Source organism: Corynebacterium sp. CNJ-954, assembly GCF_001942345.1.
Taxonomy (GTDB): domain Bacteria; phylum Actinomycetota; class Actinomycetes; order Mycobacteriales; family Mycobacteriaceae; genus Corynebacterium.
Genome location: NZ_MKKI01000033.1, coordinates 268,107 through 284,677, shown reverse-complemented (window position 1 = coordinate 284,677; position 16,571 = coordinate 268,107). Strand labels below are relative to the sequence as shown.

The 16,571-nt window shown below is 67.8% G+C and carries 19 protein-coding genes; 7 read left to right on the top strand and 12 right to left on the bottom strand.

The genetic code is table 11. From position 1 onward, the window contains the following. Nucleotides 1-97: 97 nt before the first annotated feature. Genes BJF89_RS11230 through BJF89_RS11220 form a run of 3 tightly spaced genes read right to left on the bottom strand, consistent with a single transcriptional unit; the run spans nt 98 to nt 2,282 of the window. Complete coding sequence (locus BJF89_RS11230) at nt 98-469, bottom strand: MGMT family protein (RefSeq protein WP_075814885.1); 372 nt, start codon at nt 467-469, stop codon at nt 98-100. Then, a complete protein-coding gene (locus BJF89_RS11225; RefSeq protein WP_075814883.1) occupies nt 469-996 on the bottom strand; it encodes a GNAT family N-acetyltransferase in 528 nt (175 codons plus the stop codon). Before BJF89_RS11225 ends, BJF89_RS11230 begins: the two co-directional genes overlap by 1 nt. Then, nucleotides 996-2,282: an adenylosuccinate synthase gene (locus BJF89_RS11220; protein ID WP_075814881.1), complete on the bottom strand. Its 1,287-nt coding sequence runs from the start codon at nt 2,280-2,282 to the stop codon at nt 996-998. The genes BJF89_RS11225 and BJF89_RS11220 overlap by 1 nt, the downstream gene beginning before the upstream one ends. Before the next feature lie 108 nt (nt 2,283-2,390). Between BJF89_RS11220 and BJF89_RS11215 the strand changes: the two genes are divergently transcribed. Then, nucleotides 2,391-3,293, top strand: a complete 903-nt coding sequence (locus tag BJF89_RS11215) for a hypothetical protein (RefSeq protein WP_075814879.1) — start codon at nt 2,391-2,393, stop codon at nt 3,291-3,293. 4 nt (nt 3,294-3,297) lie between these two features. Here the strand turns inward: BJF89_RS11215 and BJF89_RS11210 are convergent, their stop codons facing one another. Further along, nucleotides 3,298-3,774 (bottom strand): GNAT family N-acetyltransferase, encoded by a 477-nt coding sequence (locus BJF89_RS11210; protein ID WP_075814997.1) that lies wholly within the window; start codon nt 3,772-3,774, stop codon nt 3,298-3,300. A 55-nt stretch (nt 3,775-3,829) separates the two neighbouring features. Beyond that, nucleotides 3,830-5,095, bottom strand: coding sequence for an aromatic acid exporter family protein (locus BJF89_RS11205; RefSeq protein WP_075814995.1), 1,266 nt, complete (start codon nt 5,093-5,095; stop codon nt 3,830-3,832). A gap of 93 nt (nt 5,096-5,188) precedes the next feature. Between BJF89_RS11205 and BJF89_RS11200 the strand changes: the two genes are divergently transcribed. From BJF89_RS11200 to BJF89_RS11185, 4 genes are all read left to right on the top strand, one after another. Beyond that, the gene (locus tag BJF89_RS11200; protein ID WP_075814993.1) at nt 5,189-5,812 is read left to right on the top strand and encodes a TetR/AcrR family transcriptional regulator; all 624 of its coding nucleotides are present in this window, start codon (nt 5,189-5,191) and stop codon (nt 5,810-5,812) included. Further along, nucleotides 5,809-7,332: an MFS transporter gene (locus tag BJF89_RS11195; RefSeq protein WP_369803707.1), complete on the top strand. Its 1,524-nt coding sequence runs from the start codon at nt 5,809-5,811 to the stop codon at nt 7,330-7,332. The genes BJF89_RS11200 and BJF89_RS11195 overlap by 4 nt, the downstream gene beginning before the upstream one ends. Before the next feature lie 66 nt (nt 7,333-7,398). Continuing rightward, a complete protein-coding gene (locus BJF89_RS11190; RefSeq protein ID WP_075814877.1) occupies nt 7,399-8,139 on the top strand; it encodes a DUF1345 domain-containing protein in 741 nt (246 codons plus the stop codon). 51 nt (nt 8,140-8,190) lie between these two features. Next, on the top strand, nt 8,191-9,204 hold the full coding sequence (locus BJF89_RS11185) for an alpha/beta hydrolase (protein ID WP_075814989.1): 1,014 nt from the start codon (nt 8,191-8,193) through the stop codon (nt 9,202-9,204). A 5-nt stretch (nt 9,205-9,209) separates the two neighbouring features. On the opposite strand, the gene BJF89_RS11180 is transcribed toward BJF89_RS11185, so the two are convergent. From BJF89_RS11180 to BJF89_RS11165, 4 genes are all read right to left on the bottom strand, one after another. After that, nucleotides 9,210-10,199, bottom strand: coding sequence for an endonuclease/exonuclease/phosphatase family protein (locus tag BJF89_RS11180; RefSeq protein ID WP_083650665.1), 990 nt, complete (start codon nt 10,197-10,199; stop codon nt 9,210-9,212). Then, complete coding sequence (locus BJF89_RS11175; protein WP_075814875.1) at nt 10,200-10,673, bottom strand: DUF3151 domain-containing protein; 474 nt, start codon at nt 10,671-10,673, stop codon at nt 10,200-10,202. After that, nucleotides 10,673-11,710 carry a class II fructose-bisphosphate aldolase gene (gene fbaA, locus BJF89_RS11170; protein ID WP_075814873.1) on the bottom strand — a complete coding sequence of 346 codons (1,038 nt, stop codon included), beginning with the start codon at nt 11,708-11,710 and terminating at the stop codon, nt 10,673-10,675. Before fbaA ends, BJF89_RS11175 begins: the two co-directional genes overlap by 1 nt. A gap of 96 nt (nt 11,711-11,806) precedes the next feature. Beyond that, entirely contained in the window at nt 11,807-12,967 is a 1,161-nt protein-coding gene (locus BJF89_RS11165) for a glycoside hydrolase family 76 protein (protein WP_075814871.1), read from the bottom strand. A gap of 56 nt (nt 12,968-13,023) precedes the next feature. Between BJF89_RS11165 and BJF89_RS11160 the strand changes: the two genes are divergently transcribed. Together BJF89_RS11160 and BJF89_RS11155 are read left to right on the top strand one after the other, a co-directional pair. Further along, complete coding sequence (locus BJF89_RS11160; RefSeq protein WP_075814869.1) at nt 13,024-13,626, top strand: DUF1707 domain-containing protein; 603 nt, start codon at nt 13,024-13,026, stop codon at nt 13,624-13,626. A 141-nt stretch (nt 13,627-13,767) separates the two neighbouring features. Further along, the gene (locus BJF89_RS11155) at nt 13,768-14,115 is read left to right on the top strand and encodes a hypothetical protein (RefSeq protein ID WP_075814867.1); all 348 of its coding nucleotides are present in this window, start codon (nt 13,768-13,770) and stop codon (nt 14,113-14,115) included. 189 nt (nt 14,116-14,304) lie between these two features. Here the strand turns inward: BJF89_RS11155 and BJF89_RS11150 are convergent, their stop codons facing one another. Genes BJF89_RS11150 through BJF89_RS11140 form a run of 3 tightly spaced genes read right to left on the bottom strand, consistent with a single transcriptional unit; the run spans nt 14,305 to nt 16,544 of the window. Further along, a complete protein-coding gene (locus BJF89_RS11150) occupies nt 14,305-15,024 on the bottom strand; it encodes a hypothetical protein (protein ID WP_075814865.1) in 720 nt (239 codons plus the stop codon). Between the two features lie 3 nt (nt 15,025-15,027). After that, nucleotides 15,028-15,819 (bottom strand): hypothetical protein, encoded by a 792-nt coding sequence (locus BJF89_RS11145; RefSeq protein WP_222843834.1) that lies wholly within the window; start codon nt 15,817-15,819, stop codon nt 15,028-15,030. A gap of 5 nt (nt 15,820-15,824) precedes the next feature. Then, nucleotides 15,825-16,544, bottom strand: coding sequence for an ABC transporter ATP-binding protein (locus tag BJF89_RS11140; RefSeq protein WP_369803705.1), 720 nt, complete (start codon nt 16,542-16,544; stop codon nt 15,825-15,827). Nucleotides 16,545-16,571: the final 27 nt, after the last annotated feature.

Sequence of the window (16,571 nt, the reverse complement as noted above, 5' to 3'; positions counted from 1 at the left end):
GAGAGGACATGGGAGGACGAGGCAAACCCTCGCACAGCACCGAGCAACCCCGGAGGTTGGTGCAACCAGCCTCCGGGGTTGCTGAGTGACAAGATGCTCATCGACCGGCGGGCCCCAGCCGCTCCGCGATCTCCTCGGCGTCGAGGCACTGGCTCGTCGGTATCCGCAGGGTGTCACCGTCCCGGGTGAAGGACACCGCCCGCCGCGCCAGCCCGGCCGACCGGGAATCCTCCCCCTCCCCCATCTCGGGGACGATGAAGCTGCGGTGACCTGCCCGCCCGCGGGTGTGGCTGACCGGGATCACCGGGGCGGCAAGGTCCCAGCCGAAATCACCGGTGGCCAGTGCCCTCGCCACCGCCCGGGCTCCGCGGGGCACGCCGATCGCCGCCGCGATCTCGCCGTATCCGGTGACCTCGCCGTCGTCGATGAGTGCGAGGACCTCCCCTACCCGGGCGTGCAGGTCGTCCATCAGGCCTCCGAGAGCCGCTTCCGGTAGAACACCGACTGTGACACCCGGTCGGGGTACACCCGGGGTGCGTCCTCGACGTGCATGCGCTGCGCCCCGTTCTTCTCCATCGACCGGCACGAGCGGTGGTTCTCGACGTCGGCACGGAACCACACCTCACCGACACCCGCGGAGCGGAGGGCGGTGTACATCGTTTCCTTCATCTCCGTGTTGGCTGCCCCGCCGTTGCCCCGTGCCGAGGGCATCACCCAGGTGTAGCCGAGCATCACGGTGCCGGCGGAACGGTCACCGTTGTACACGGTGGTGCAGGCCAGCGGCCGGTCACCGTCCCACAGCGCATAGGTCCGGCGGGTGTCATCGGCGATGAACTCCGCCAGCGGAAACGGGGAGAACGTGAAGAAGTGGAAGGTCTCGTCCCGGTCCGATCCTGGGAGGGCCGCCTCGACGCGGGCAGCGTCCTGTGCGGTCACCCGTCGCATCTCCCGGCCGGTGCCGGTCGGGAGACGCTCGGGCAGCTCAGGCCAGAACATCAGTCGAGGACGTCGTGGATGACGATGGTCTCGTCGCGTCCCGGGCCGACGCCCACGTAGGAGACGCGGCAGCCGGACAGTTCCTCCAGGCGGTTCAGGTAGTCCTTGGCCTTCTGCGGAAGTTCGTCGAAGGTCCGGCAGCCGGAGATGTCCTCGTCCCAGGCCGGCATCGTCTCGTAGATCGGGGTGGCGTGGTGGACGTCGGTCTGGCTCATCGGCATCTCGTCGTGACGGACGCCGTCGACGTCGTAGGCCACGCAGATCGGGATCTCACCGATGCCGGTGAGCACGTCGAGCTTGGTGACGAAGAGGTCGGTGAAGCCGTTGACCCGGGACGCGTACCGGGCGATGACGGAGTCGTACCAGCCACACCGGCGGGTGCGTCCGGTGTTGACCCCGACCTCACCACCGGTGGTCTGCAGGTACTCGCCCCACTTGTCGAAGAGTTCCGTGGGGAACGGGCCTGCGCCGACACGGGTGGTGTAGGCCTTGATGATGCCCAGGGAGCTGGTGATCCGGGTGGGGCCGATACCGGAGCCCACGCAGGCGCCACCGGCGGTCGGGTTGGAGGAGGTGACGAAGGGGTAGGTGCCGTGGTCGACGTCGAGCATGGTGGCCTGGCCGCCCTCCATGAGCACGGACTTGCCGGCGTCGAGCGCCTGGTTGAGCTCCAGTTCGGCGTCGATGAGCATCGGGGTGAGCCGGTCGGCGTAGCTCATGAAGTACTCGACGATCTCGTCGACGTCGATGGCCTTGCGGTTGTACAGCTTCACCAGCATCTGGTTCTTCTGGTTCAGCGCACCCTCGACCTTCTGCCGCAGGATCGACTCGTCCAGCAGGTCCTGGGCCCGGATGCCGATGCGGGACACCTTGTCCGCGTAGGACGGTCCGATACCGCGGCCGGTGGTGCCGATGGCACGCTTGCCGAGGAAGCGTTCGGAGACCTTGTCCAGGACCTGGTGGTACGGCGCGACCAGCTGGGCGTTGGCGCTGACCCGCAGACGGGAGGCGTTCGCACCACGTGCCTCGAGACCGTCGATCTCCTCGAAGAGGGCCTCGAGGTTCACGACGCAGCCGTTGCCGATGACCGGGACGGCGTTCTCGCTGAGGACACCGGCGGGCAGGAGTTTGAGCTCGTACTTCTCCCCACCGACGACGACGGTGTGGCCGGCGTTGTTACCGCCGTTGGGCTTGACGACGTAGTCGACCCGACCGCCGAGGATGTCGGTGGCCTTGCCTTTTCCTTCGTCGCCCCACTGCGCTCCGACCACGATGATTGCTGTCATTAGCTCTGCCGTCGCTTTCCGATCCGGTTACTAGTACGTTGACCAACTGAACAGTGTAGCCGGTCACTCTTGCCGGTCCAGCATCTTCGTCCCGTACTCTTGGGGACCATGACGACCGTCGTGCTCGCGTGTGGACCACGTGCCGCAGATCTGGTCGGCGCCCTCGTCGCCGACGCTGTCACCCTGCCTGACATGCCGGGACGCCGCGACCTGCGGCTCCTCGACGACCTCGCCGCCGCGCACCTGCCGGTCGACGACACACCCAGTCTCGAGGAGATCGCCGCCGCCCCGGACGTCCCCCACCAGGGGGCCCCGCAGTTCGCACCGCAGCACCCGGACCGTCCGGTGCGGGTGGTCGTGGTGGGGTCGGACGCGGCGCTGTCCGCGGTGGTGACACGTCTGATGCGCATCGACGCAATGTGGATGTCCGTCGGCTTCGTGCCGGTGGTCGACGACGGGGAGACCTCGGTTGTCGCGCAGAACTGGCAGTTGTCGACGGTGTCCGGCTCGGGAGGCGGGCCGAGCGTGGCGGCACTGAACTTCGCCATGACCGCGCCGGTCCGTCCCACCGCCGTCGTCCGCGACGACTCCGGCCTCGTGACACTGGGGTCGGCGGAGATCTTCCACACCGGCGCGGAACTCGTCGGGGAGATCATCGTGGACTCACAGACCCTGTTCGCCAACACCTCGGGCCGGGCCTGGGACGGGCGGCCGGGCGCCTTCGGCGCACGGCTCGTGCCCACCGTCGATGCTCCCGGCCTCGCCGCGACCCGGCTGGTCACCCCGTCGGTGTGGGACGCCGACGCCGCACGGAACGCCCCCCGGCGTCGCCTGTTCCGCCGTCCCGCAGAGATCGGCGGCGTGGACCCGCAGGCGGTCCTGACCGGCCGCGCGTTACAGGCCGGCGGAGTGGAGCTCACCGTCGTCCGCGACGGGGTCGTCCATCCCCGCCCCACGTCGAAGGTGACGTTCTACCGGCACCTGCGCGACGGGCAGTTCGTCCGGCGGTGACGCGCTACGCGGTACGCACCATCGACACGTGGGCGATCCCACCCTCGTCGTACTCGTCCCCGTAGGTCTCGAAACCGTAGGCGGAGTAGAGGCCGGTGATGTACGTCTGGGCGTGGAGCACGATCGGTTCACCGGAGTGCAGTTCGACGGCGCGCTCGATCAGCTTCCCCGCCAGCCCCCGGCCGCGGTACCGCGGATCGGTCGCCACCCGCCCCAGCACCCGTCGGACCACCGCGGTGCCGGGCACGTTCCACAGGGCCGGGACGGACAGTGTGCGCAGGTAGGCGACGACCTCGCGGCCGCTGCGGATGAACACGTGCAGCGTGCCGTCGTCCAGGTCGCGCCAGTCGAGTTCCTCGTCGTCGACCTTCTGCTCACGCAGGAAGACCTCGGAGCGCAGCCGGGCGATCGCGTAGACCTCCGTGGTGTCGAGGTCCCCCCAACGCTTGACGGTGATGTCGGACAGAGCGGTTGTTGCCATGCCAATACTGTATCCGACGACGACGCCCGACCGGCTGCCTGACCCGGCGGCACCGCTACGGCCGGTCGGCGCCGTCGTCTCCCCCGTCCCCGTCGGCACCACCGCCCCAGACCTCCGGAGGGAACCGCGGGTCCTCGACGGTGGGCTGCAGCACCGACATGGCCGACTCGCGCGACATGCCGCAGATCTGCAGGGTGTCGACGATGATCGAACGGCACTGTGCCAGCACGACCGTCCCCGACAGCCCCGCGCCCTCGGCGATGGACATGTCGGCGCGCCCGGCCAGCACCTGCAGACGACGGGTGATCTCCGGGATCTCCACGAGTTCCTGGCGAGTGCCCCGGGTACCCCCCGAGGCGTAGACGGTGCCGAGATGCCCCAGGGCATCGGAGATATCCCGGATGAGCCGCGGCAGCTCCGCGTCCGGCTTCACACCGTCGCCCACCATGATCTCGGCCCGCCGGGCGAGCACACGCGAGTTGCGCATGACATTGTCGACCGGGGTGAGGATGCGGTTCATCGACCGGGCGTACCGGCGGGCGGACCAGTAGATCGGCGAGATGCTCACCACCTCGTCGCCACCGCCGACGGACGAAAGAAGCTCGTTGACGCCGGACTGGGTGCCGCGGGCGGTCACCAGGGCTTCACCGATGAGCTTCTCGTCGCCCTCCTCGATGCCCTGGGCGACGTCGTCGAGCACCAGCGCCGCCTTGCTGATGAGGCTGGCGACCTCGCGCCGGGCCGCGCGCAGGGGACTGTTCGGGATCACCGCGACAACGAGGAGTCCGAGCAGACCACCGATCAGGGCATCGATCATGCGATCCCAGCCCGCCTGGTCGCCCGGCGGAATCAAGGTGGCGACCAGCACGGCGGAACTCGCCGCCTGGTTGGCGACCATCGGCCCCTTGTCCACGAACACGGCGATGAGCATCGCCCCGAAGACGGCGACGGCGATCTGCCACGCACCCTCCCCGATCTGGGAAATCACCAGGTCACCGATACCGATGCCCACGGCGACGCCGATGACCAGTTCCAGGCCGCGCCGGGCCCGCTTCCCTCCGTAGGCCCCGAGACTGATGACGGCGGAGATGGGGGCGAAGAACGGCTGCTCGTGCCCGACGATGTTGTGGGCGATGAAGAACGCCAGTCCCGCTGCCACTGCACACTGCAGTGCGAACACGGAGCTGCCGCGCATCCGGTTGAAGCGTTCGGCGACGGCCACGCGTTGGAGGGACTCCGCCGCCGCCTTCACCCCGGCGCGGGCCCGGTCGCGTGGGCGTTCACGTGCCCGCCTCTCACGCTGTTTCCTGCTGTCCGTCATGGAGTCCATTGTGACACGTCCTGTTGCCGGAGCCGCGGACGATGATGTACACATGTACATGTACAGATGTACATCAACAGGAAGGCACGGCACGTGACCGCACCGGACCACAGTGACGCCCCCTCGACGCCCGCACCAGGCAGACGTGACCCCGCCGGACGCCGCGCGGCGATCCTGGAGGCCGCCACCGAACTGATCTGCGAGAAAGGTGCCGCCTCGCTCACCCACCGGGCGGTGGCGGCACGGGCACACGTCGCCGTGGGGTCCACCACCCAGTACTTCGTCAGCATCGACGACCTCCGGGACGAGGCACTCCAGGTCCTCGCCGACGAGACCGAGGAGGACCTCGCCGAGATCGCCGACCTGCTTGAGGACACCGGCGACCTGCCGGAGATCGTCATGCAGTGTGCCCGGATCATGCAGGACTTCCTGGGCGACACCCGCCAGGTCCGCGCGAACCTCGCGATGATCAGCACCGCGATGACCGACCCGTCACTGCGTCGGCTCGCCCTGCAGTGGTCAGACGAACTCACCGACCTCCTCGCCGAGAAAGTCGGACGTGCCCGCGCCTCCGCCGCCGTCGCCTACATCGACGGGCTCACCGTCCACGCCGCCCTCCATGACGACCCTCAGGACGATCCGACGGACGCCGACACCATCGCCGCCGTGCTCACCGCACTGCTCGCGATGCCCGACAACCAGGAGCCGACCCCGTGACCGCACACCCGTCCGACGGCATGTCCCGCACCGCCCGCTGGGCCGCCACCGCCGTGCTCACCGCCAGCCTGCTGGTGATCACGATGGACATGACGATCCTCAACATCGCCCTGCCCGAGATGGCCGCCGAACTGCAGCCCACCTCCACCCAGCAGTTGTGGATCGTAGACATCTACTCGCTGGTCCTCGCCGGACTGCTGGTCTCCTGGTCGGCGGTGGCCGACCGGTGGGGGCGCAAGAAGATGCTCATGCTGGGCTACAGCTTCTTCATCATCGCCTCGCTGCTGGTGCTCGTCGCCGACACAGCCAACCAGATCATCGCGATCCGCGCCTTCCTCGGCGTCGGCGGTGCGATGATCATGCCGCAGACCCTGTCGATGATCCGCATCATCTTCACCGACCTCAAGGAACGCGCCACCGCGCTGAGCATCTGGGCCGCGGTCTCCGGCCTCGGCGCCGCTTTCGGCCCCCTGGTCGGCGGCGTCCTGCTGGAACACTTCAGCTGGCACGCCGCCTTCCTGGTCAATGTCCCGCTCATGGGCCTGGCGATCATCGGCGGGATCATCCTGCTGCCCGAGTCCACCGTCGCCGACCCCGGACGGTGGGACGTCTTCGCCGCGGTGCAGTCCATGGTCGGCATGGTGCTGCTGGTGTGGTCGGTCAAGGAGTTCGGCAAGGAGGCGTCCTTCGCCGTGCCGGGCGCACTGATCGCCTTCGCCCTCGCGGTGGCGGTTCTCGCCTGGTTCACGGTGCGTTGCCTGCGTAGCGACTCGCCGCTGCTCGAACTACGACTGTTCCGCAACCGCCCGTTCACCGCCGGGATCATCGCGGCTCTCGGGTCGACCTTCGCGATGATCGCCGCTCTCCTGCTGCTCGCCCAGTGGCTGCAACTCGTCGACGGCGCCTCCCCGATCGAGACCGGCGTGAAACTGATCCCCGTCGCCGTAGCCGCCGCTGTCGCATCCATCGCCGCACCACCACTGAGCCGACGGGTCGGCTCCCGGGGAGTGCTCGCCGCCGGCCTGGTCCTCGCCGGTGTCGGATTGCTGTACGTCGGTCTGGCCCCCGGGGACGTCACCTACCCGACGATCCTCACCGCAATGATCCTCGTCGGCGCCGGGGTCGGTTCACTGGCCATCGCCTCGGCGATGATCATGGGCGGATCCCCCGAGGACAAGGCCGGTAACGCCGGTGCGCTGGAGGAGGCGTCCTACGAACTCGGCGCGGTACTGGGGATCACGGTGCTGGGCAGTGTCTCGGCGCTGGTGTTCCGGGACCATCTGCGTGACCTGGCGTCCGGTCTCGGCCTACCCGGCGAGGTCGTCGATCCTGCCGGCGAATCCCTCGGTGCCGCGATGCACATCGCCGAGGAGGCGCACCTGCCGTCGCTGGCATCCAGCGCGGCAGAGGCGTTCACTGATTCACTGCAGTTCGCCGGGGTCATCGGCGGTGCGATCATGGTCCTGGTCGGAGCGGCGGTCTTCATGATCACGCCGAAAGGGACGCAGGCTGCGCACTAGGCGTCCAGACGAGACGTAGGAGACGTATGAGATGTTGCCCGGGGCCTGCGTGGCTACACTGGCGCCATGACCGCCACGGACGCTGGAGAACACTCACGCCCACTCCGCAGTGATCTCTTCCGGATCAACGTCAGCGGCCTCATCGCGTTGGTGTCCTGCGCCGTGGCGGTGGCGGTGGCCTTCCTGCTGTCCGACCGCCCGGCGTCTGGATGGAACCTTCCGCTGCCCGTCCTGATCTACCTGGTGTACTGGCTGTCGTTCACGGCGATCTACCTGTGGTGGACCCACCGTGCGTACGCACGGGCCGGTTCGGCGGCAATCCGCGACGTCGCGCGACGTGGCCACCGGGCACGCCGTACCTGGGTGGGGCGGATCATCGGCCTCGGCGGGCCGACCGACTGGACCACCACCGCGGCGATGATGGCGGTCGTGGTCACCGTGGCGATCGCGCTGTCGCCCGGAGCACGTGAGAATGTCGTGGTCATCCTGCTGGGACTGGCCACGGTGGCCAGCTCATGGGGAATCATGGTCTACTCCTTCGCCCTGGACTACATGCAGACCACGCTTCTGGAGGACCCGGACAACACGCCACTCATCCGGTTCGGCTTCGACGAGGAGCCCCGTTTCGCCGACTACCTGACGTTCTCGGTGATGGTCTCCACCATGGCGTTCTCGGCACCGGCGGAGGTCACTTCCCGTCGGATGTGGCGCAAGCTGCGCAGCCACGTCCTGCTGGCGTTCATCTTCAACACGGTCATCGTGGCGATGATGGTGTCACTCCTGTTCGGTGGACTGACCGGTAACTGAACGACCTGCGACCCGTCGCCGTCCGGCGCCCACGTGGCAGAGTGGGACGCCATGGACACCCCTCGACCCCACCATCCGCCTTTCGACCCGGAGCTGGTCCCCGCGCTCGAGGTGATCCGGGAGATGACGCCACCGCAGTTGCTGGTCGAGGACCTCCCGGCTCTGCGACAGCGCGACCGGACTGCCCAGACCCTGGAGCACATTCACGCCAGAGGCCTGGTCACCCGGGAGATCACCGTCACCGGCCAGGCCGGTGCCGAACTCACCGCCACCGTGATCAGCCGCGCGGACCGGGGCGACCGTCCCGCCGGCCCCGGCATCTACTTCCTCCACGGCGGTGGCATGATCAGCGGGCGCCGGCTGGACGCCGTGGAGTTCATGGTCCAGTGGGTGCTCGACCATGACGCCGTGCTCGTCACACCGGACTACCGTCTGGCACCCGAGCACCCGGCACCGACGCCGGTCGAGGACTGCTACGCCGGACTGGTGTGGATGCACGACAATGCGGCATCACTGAACGTGGACCCCGGCCGCATCCTCATCGGCGGAACAAGCGCCGGCGGCGGCCTGGCGGCGGGCACGGCACTTCTCGCCCGCGACAGGAACGGTCCGCCGCTGCTGGGGCAGATCCTCATGAGCCCGATGCTGGAAGACCGGAACACGACCACGTCCTCCCGGCAGATCGACGGGACCGGTGTCTGGGACCGCGGCGACAACCTCTTCGGGTGGACGTGCCTGTTGGGCGACCGGCGGGGGACGGAGGACGTGTCCGTCTACTCTGCCCCCGGCCGGGCCGTCGATCAGCAGGGCGGGCTCGTCGGTCTTCCGCCGGCGTTTATCGACTGCGGGTCAGCGGAGGTCTTCCGCGATGAGAACGTGGCCTACGCCTCCGGGTTGTGGGCCGCAGGGATCCAGGCTGAACTTCACGTGTGGGCCGGAGCATTCCACGGTTCAGCGATGATGGTGCCGGATACCGCGGTGAGTCGGTCCGCACTGGCAGCGAGAGACTCCTGGGTCGCCAGGCTTCTGGCTCCCCAGCAGTCCCCGGTAAAGCCCCTGCCCTGACCCGGTCAGACCGAGATGTCGGCCCACACCCCACGATGGTCCGTCCCCTCGACCTGCACCGTACCACCGTCCTCACAGCTACCGCCCCGGACGAGGACATGGTCGATCCGGACCAGCGGGAACCGGTCGGGCCACGTCGGGGTACCGGTCAGACGTCGTATCCCGCTGCTCCCTTCACACCTGGTCAGCCCGGTGTGGTCGAGGAAACCCCGGAACTCCGGGTGGGCGACGGTGGCGTTGAAGTCTCCCGCCAGGACCAACGGCACATCGCTCCCCCCGAAGGAGTCCTTGAGCATCCCGAGGTTCTCCTCCCATCCGGAAATCAGGTCGCTGAACGCCGGCGGGAGGGTATGCACGCCGTAGACGTCCACCGGCGCCGGAACGGACACCCGGGCCGACGGGGTCTGGTGGCCGGTCAGCCCGCGGTCCTCGACCACGTCGGACACCGGGGTGCCCGGCCGGACCAGGACAGCGGTCCCGGAGGCCCGCCCACTGTCATCGACCGGCGACGTCGACGTCAACCCTGTCCCTCCCTCGACTGCGTCGACCTCGGCGGACGAGGTCTCCGACAGGACGAGGACATCAGGGTCGATACGATGGGTCTCAGCGATGACCGATGCATCGTCCGCCCCGTTGAAGTAGGTGTTGAGCGCCATCACCCGCAGTGTCTCCCCTGTCTTCCGCGACGCCTCCGTGTCCGGTGCCCCGGACTGTGCCGTGACGATTCCCACGGGCGCAACGACGGCCGCGGTGAGCAGCACGGCGAGCACCCCCGGCACCGCAGAGCGACGACGCCATGCCTGCCAGCACACCACGATCAGGCAGAGGAGCGCCCCGAGTACACCGACAGCGAAGACCGCCTGGGCCGCGGGGACGAACCGGGCCAGACGGTCGGGAAGGGCACTGGTGACATGCCACAACGGCGTGGACGCCCACACCAGGAACAGGACGAAAGCGACCGCCGGGACGGACCGCAGCAGTCGCCGCACCACCACTTACGACTGAGCGTCGGAGCCGGTGGACATGGCGTCGGCGGCACCCGGGTCACAGTCATTGACGAGGTTGAGGCAGCGGATGTACTCGTCCTCCTCACCGATGGTGCGGGCGGCGGTCGCAAGCATCATGATCGCGCGCAGCACACCCCGGTTCGGCTCATGGGACCACGGCACCGGGCCGGTGCCACGCCAGCCGTTGGAGCGCAGCGCGTCCAGCCCGCGGTGGTAGCCGGTGCGGGCACAGGCATAGGCGGTGACCTTCTCGGTGCCCGCACCCTCGGCGCTGCCCTGGGACAGATGGTAGGCGGCCAATGCCGCCCACACGCCTGAGTCCTTGGGGTTCGCCACAGCCAGGGTCTCGAGCTCCTCGAGGGATTCCGACCCGGTGACCGCCGTCGCCAACTCGACCGGGAGACGCACCTCCGGGTGCTCGGCGCCGAAGAGGTCGCGTCCCTTACGGATCTGCTCCGCCATTACTTCGACACCGTGGTTCCGACGGAGTGCAGGTCGGTGCAGGCCTCGATGATCCGCTCGGTCATCGCGGCCTCAGCCTTCTTCATGAAGGAGCGCGGGTCGTAGACCTTCTTGTTGCCGACCTCACCGTCGATCTTCAGCACGCCGTCGTAGTTGGCGAACATGTGGCCGGCGATGGGGCGGGTGAAGGCGTACTGGGTGTCGGTGTCGACGTTCATCTTGATCACTCCGTAGCGCAGAGCCTCCTCGATCTTCTCCTTCTCGGAGCCGGAGCCGCCGTGGAAGACGAAGTCGAAGGGCTGTGCCCCCTCGGACAGGCCGAGCTTCTTGGCCGCGGTCTTCTGGCCCATGTCCAGGACCTCGGGGCGCAGCTTCACGTTGCCGGGCTTGTACACACCGTGGACGTTGCCGAACGTGGCGGCCAGCAGGTAACGCTGGCCCTGGTCACCTGCACCGATGGCGTCGACGGTCTTCTCGAAGTCCTCGGCGGTGGTGTACAGGTTGTCGCCGGCCTTGGCCTCGACCCCGTCCTCTTCACCACCGACGACACCGATCTCGATCTCGAGGATGATGTTCGCCTCGGCGCACCTGGGCAGCAGGTCCTTGGCGATCTCCAGGTTCTCGTCGATCGGGATGGCGGAGCCGTCCCACATGTGGGACTGGAACAGAGGGTTCTCGCCGGCTTCGACACGCTTGCGGGAGATCTCGACCAGTGGTCGGACGTAGGTGTCGAGCTTCTCCTTCTGACAGTGGTCGGTGTGCAGGGCGACGTTGATGCCGTAGTGCTTGGCGGCGTGGTGGGCGAAGTGCGCCAGTGCCTCGGCGCCGGCGACCATGTTCTTCACACCGAGACCGGAACCGAACTCCGCACCACCGGTGGAGAACTGGATGATGCCGTCTGACTCAGCGTCAGCGAATCCCTTCAGGGCCGCGTTGATGGTCTCCGACGAGGTGCAGTTGATGGCCGGGTAGGCGAAGCCACCCTCCTTGGCCTTGTCCAGCATGTCGCGGTAGACGGCGGGTGTTGCGATGGGCATGAGTGTTCCTCCGTGTGGGGTCGACGGGCGGGTTCCGCGTTCTCAGTTCAAGTATGCCGTGCTCGGGCCGATCTGTCAGTTGCCGTCGGTCAGCCGTCACTCACTGTCACGGGTGACGGCGGCCGCCGCCTCCATGAGCATCCAGCCGGAGAGCTGGACCGAGAGGTCACGTTCAGGGATCTCCGCCGCGGCCGCCGAGCCCGACAATGCAGCACCCATCAGCCCACCGGACTGCGGCAGGACGGCGTCCCCACCCCAGGATGCGGGGAACACCGGCAGCCCGTCGATCTCCAGACGGTAGCGCCACACCGACTCCGCCGAGCGCAGGACGATACGGCGGGCGAGACGCCGGGTCGCGGCGCTCGCCCGGTCGTCGCCGGGCAGCGAGGTGGCGACGAGGGCGAGGTACCGGGCGAGGATCCCCTTGAACAGCCCGTTGTCGCCGCCCCGGGCCTTCCAGTCCAACGACCAGTTCGGCGTCGTCATGTGGTGGGAGACAGCCTCGACGAGACGGTGGACGCGGGTCAGCGCCTGGGTGCCGACAGGGTCGACGGCGTCCATGTCGATGCCGGCGGCGCGACGTTGCGCACGGGCGAGCTCCAGATTCGCGCCGATCATCACACCCTGGCAGTAGGCGTGGATCTCCGGGACCGTCTCCGGCCCGGACAGCTTCATCTTGATTCCGTCCGTGACCAGACCGTCCGTGTTGATCAGGTTGGCGTGGACCCAGTCGATGAGCTGCTCTGCCAGCTCGACCCGTCCGGTACGGGCGGCGAGGATCGCGACCGGACCATTGGTGGGGACGTTGTAGAACGTCTCCCCCACGCGCCACGGCATGACCCCGGTGAGACTGTCGACACCGTCGAAGATGTCGTGCTCCAGGGCGCTGCGGTAACGCACCTTGCCGTAGCGGTCGAGACGCTCGACGCGTTCCAGGGCGAGCGCGAGCCAGGCCTTGTCGTCGTAGTAGCTGTTGCGGGTGAGCCGCCCGAAATTGCGGATGCGCATGCCTCGTATGGTGCGCCGGATGAAACTGAGTCGCAGCCGGGTACTGCGCCGCAGGGCGGCGTCCGCCTGACAGTCGATGTAATGCGCCTGCCACCAGTAGTGCCAGTGGTAGAAGAGCTTGTCTCGGGTGGTCGGCGGCCAGGCGACGACAGCAAGGTTGGTTCGCGGCACGCCCCAGAGCCGTCCGCCGTGGCGGTCGGTGATTGCCTGCTCGGCAAGATCGGCGCGATGATCCCAACGTTCCTGCATAGCTCACATTGTGCCTGCACACCGTCACTCTTCGCACGTATTGGTAGCCTGACCACATGAACAGTGCCGATGGTGCGGACGGGTTACGCCTCAGCGACAACGACCGGATCCACGCGATGAGTGCCCTGGGCACGCACTTCGCGGACGGTCGGTTGGACGAGCACGAGTTCAACGAGCGGTCCGGTGCCGTCGCTGAAGCCCGGACTGTCGGTGAGCTGCGCCCCCTGTTCACCGACCTCCCCGGAGGACTTCCCTTCGACGAAAATGGGACGGCGGTCGCCGTGCCGGGGCAGGACGGGGCAGTCACCGACCGGCCTGGTGCAGAGCTGTCACCACTCGACCCGGAAGCCGCCGAGGTGGAGAGCCTGCGCAAACGCGGGAACCTGGTGCAGACCATTGACGGTGTGGTGCTTGGGGTGACGCTGGTGTCGTTCCTGGTACTGCAGTTCGTCTTCCATATGAGCTACGCGTGGATCGTGTGGCCCTCGCTGGCGGTCACGTTGTCTGTACCCCGGATGCTGCTGAAGTACTCCGACGAGGATGAGGAACTCTTCGAGGAGATCAAGGAAGCCGACCAGGAGACGCGGAAAGAACGCCTGCGCCGGGCCGCTGAGCGGATGCATGAGCTGGAGCCGCGGGAGAAGCGCGACGAGGACTGAGTGCTGAGTACGGGTTTACGCGAAACCTTGAGGCCCTTAAGTGATTATGTAAAGATATTTTCAATGGCTGTGTCTGGGCATGACGTTCTCAGGCACCGTCGCTCTGTCCTTATCTGACGCACCATCACAGGAGGATGCATCATGTCCCGTACTGACACGTCCATGCCCGCCACGACGTCCGGCGTTCGTCGCTGGGCCACCCGCGCCGCTGTCGCCGCCGCCGGCGCAGGTCTGCTCGCCGGCCTCGCCGCCCCGGCCGCGAGTGCTGCGCCGATGAGTTACGTCGAGCGTGGTGGCACGACCCAGTGCCACATCCACCACGATGTGGAGATCGGGATCGTCGTCGGCGGGTACACAGAGGGCAACTGCCGAACCTATCCAGGAGAGCACCTGTACGGAAGAAACGGAAACGTCGACAGGTACGCAGTCGGCCAGGTGTTCCTGCCCGGCGGTGCCAGTTACTCCGGGTGGGTCAAGAAAGTCTGGTAGTTCGGCCCGACAGGCGTCCGGAGGCATCACACTCGGGGGATCGTGTCCAACACCAAGCAGGGCCCCAGATCTATCGCTGCTACATGGCAGAGCTACCGGCGAGCTGGCAGAGGTACGGGTCGGTTTCTACATCTAAAACGACCGGAACCTCTGCCACGCTGCCGTCGTCTCTGCCACTGCATGACCTGATCACCCGTCCCGCCGGTGCATCACCACGGCGGCGACCAGGCCGGCAACCAGGATCCAGCCGAGCAGCACCAGCCCCCCTGCCACTGGGCCCAGTACCGCATCGGCCTGCAACCGGTACAACACCCCGCCGGCCTCACCGGGCAGCCACCGTGCATGCTCGGTGACCGCGGCGATCATCGGCGGGAACACGACCACCACTGCCAGCAACCCGACCAGCGCCGGCACCATGTACCTGACAGTCACCGTGACGAGGTGGGAGAACACCCCGATCAGGACGAGGTACACCGCGGCGCCGAGAAGACGGGAGGCATCGTCACCGGGGGTGCTGCTGCTGGCGCTTCCTGACATCACCGCCGTCAATACACCGCCACCGACCGCCAGGATCACGGCGAGAGTTACCACGATGCTGTCGGCGAGTGTCTTGCCGAGCAGCAGGTGACCGCGATGAGGCTCTGCCGTCAGGGTCGTCCGGAACTGGCTGCCCGCGTACTCGTGCGCAGTCGGAAGAATCCCCAGCAGAATGACGCCGACCTGCATGAAGGGAATGATCTGCAGCAACGGCGGCTCCTCGGACGGGCCTCCCAGGGCAGCCGTGAAGACCACGGTAAAGGCCACCGTGGCAACAATGGTCAAGGGAACCGCGGGAAGAGTGCGCAGTTTCTCGAGCTCTGCGGCGGTGGTGCGAGCCACCGCCTGGAACGATGTGTCTGCCGTGGTCATCGTTCACCCGTCCCGTCGTTCGAAGGCGACCCCGGCGATGACCAGCAGTACCAGCGTCCACACGAGCATGACCGCCGCCCCGGGGAGGGGATCCAGACCGCCGTCTGCGCCCTCGATGCCGAAGAGGTTGCGTCCGGCCATGTCCGGCAACCAGTTCGCCACCTCGGTCACCCGGCTCAGCAGGAATGTCACCGACACCAGCGAACTGTTGGCGATGAACACGACCAGGGGGATCACCCCGCTGCGGGTCAGGACGGTCACGGCGAAGGCGATCAGTCCCATGCACGCCCAGTAGAGTGTCGCGCCGCCGGAACGCAGCAGCCCGTCGGTCAGGGACACGCTCTCCTCGGCGACGGCCCCTGTCGCCACCCAGGCCGCCCCCACCGAGAGCGGGATCGTCACCACGGCAGTCGCGATGACGAGCGCCACGACGGTGAGGATCTTGGAGACCAGAAGCGTGACACGGTGCGGCGACGAGACCAGCGTCGTCGCGATCTGGCGCCCGCCGCCGGACTCGGCGCGGTCGGCGGTGTACTCGCTGCCGATCACGACGACGCCGATGACCAACGCACCGACGACACCGGTGATCGGCATCGCGGTGAATCCGGACTCGAACGGCGAGGTCGGTGATGAGCCGGAGATCAGGTCCGACTGCCCGGAGTCCACGGCCCCGCGGACGCTGACGGCGTTGAGCACCGCCAGCGCCACCGAGCCCACCACGGTCACCGCCGTGCCGGCCCAGACCGCGGGCAGTGTGGTGGCCTTGCGCAGTTCTGCGCCGAACGTACTGCTCATGCTCGTCATCGTGCTGCCCCCGTCCCACCGGTCAGGTCGAAGAAGGCGTCCTCCAGCGTCGGGTACCCATGGGTCACATCCGGCACGGATCCGGCAGCGACGATGCGCCCGCTGGTGATGACCACCAGGTCATCGGCGATCTCGGCGACCTCGCTCATCAGGTGACTGGACAGCAGGACGGTGCCGCCGTCGTCGGCATGCCCACGCAGCAGGCGCCGCAGCCACCGGATGCCTTCGGGGTCGAGCCCGTTCACCGGTTCATCGAGAATGAGCACCTCCGGGTCTCCCAGCAGTGCCGTCGCGAGGCCGAGCCGTTGCCCCATGCCCAATGAGAACCGTCCCACCCGGGTGCGTGCGGCCTCGGTGAGGTCGACGGCGTCAAGCACCTCACTCACCCTGCTGCGTGGGACGCCGTTGCTGCGGGCCACCCAGGCCAGGTGGTTGCGGGCGGTGCGCAACCGGTGGGCCCCGGACCCGTCAAGCAACGAACCGACCCGGGTGACCGGACGGGTCAGTGACGGGTACGGGCGTCCGTCGATGAGGGCGGTGCCGGACGTCGCCCGGTCGATGCCGAGCAGGATGCGCAGGGTGGACGACTTCCCTGCCCCGTTCGGCCCCAGGAAACCGGTCACGGCACCGGGGCGGGCCTGGAAGGAGACGTCGTCGAGGATGGTCCGGTTCCCCCGCGTCTTCGTGAGATTCTCGATACTGATCATGAAACTCATCCAATCCGGTGCACCTGCCGGTGGTCA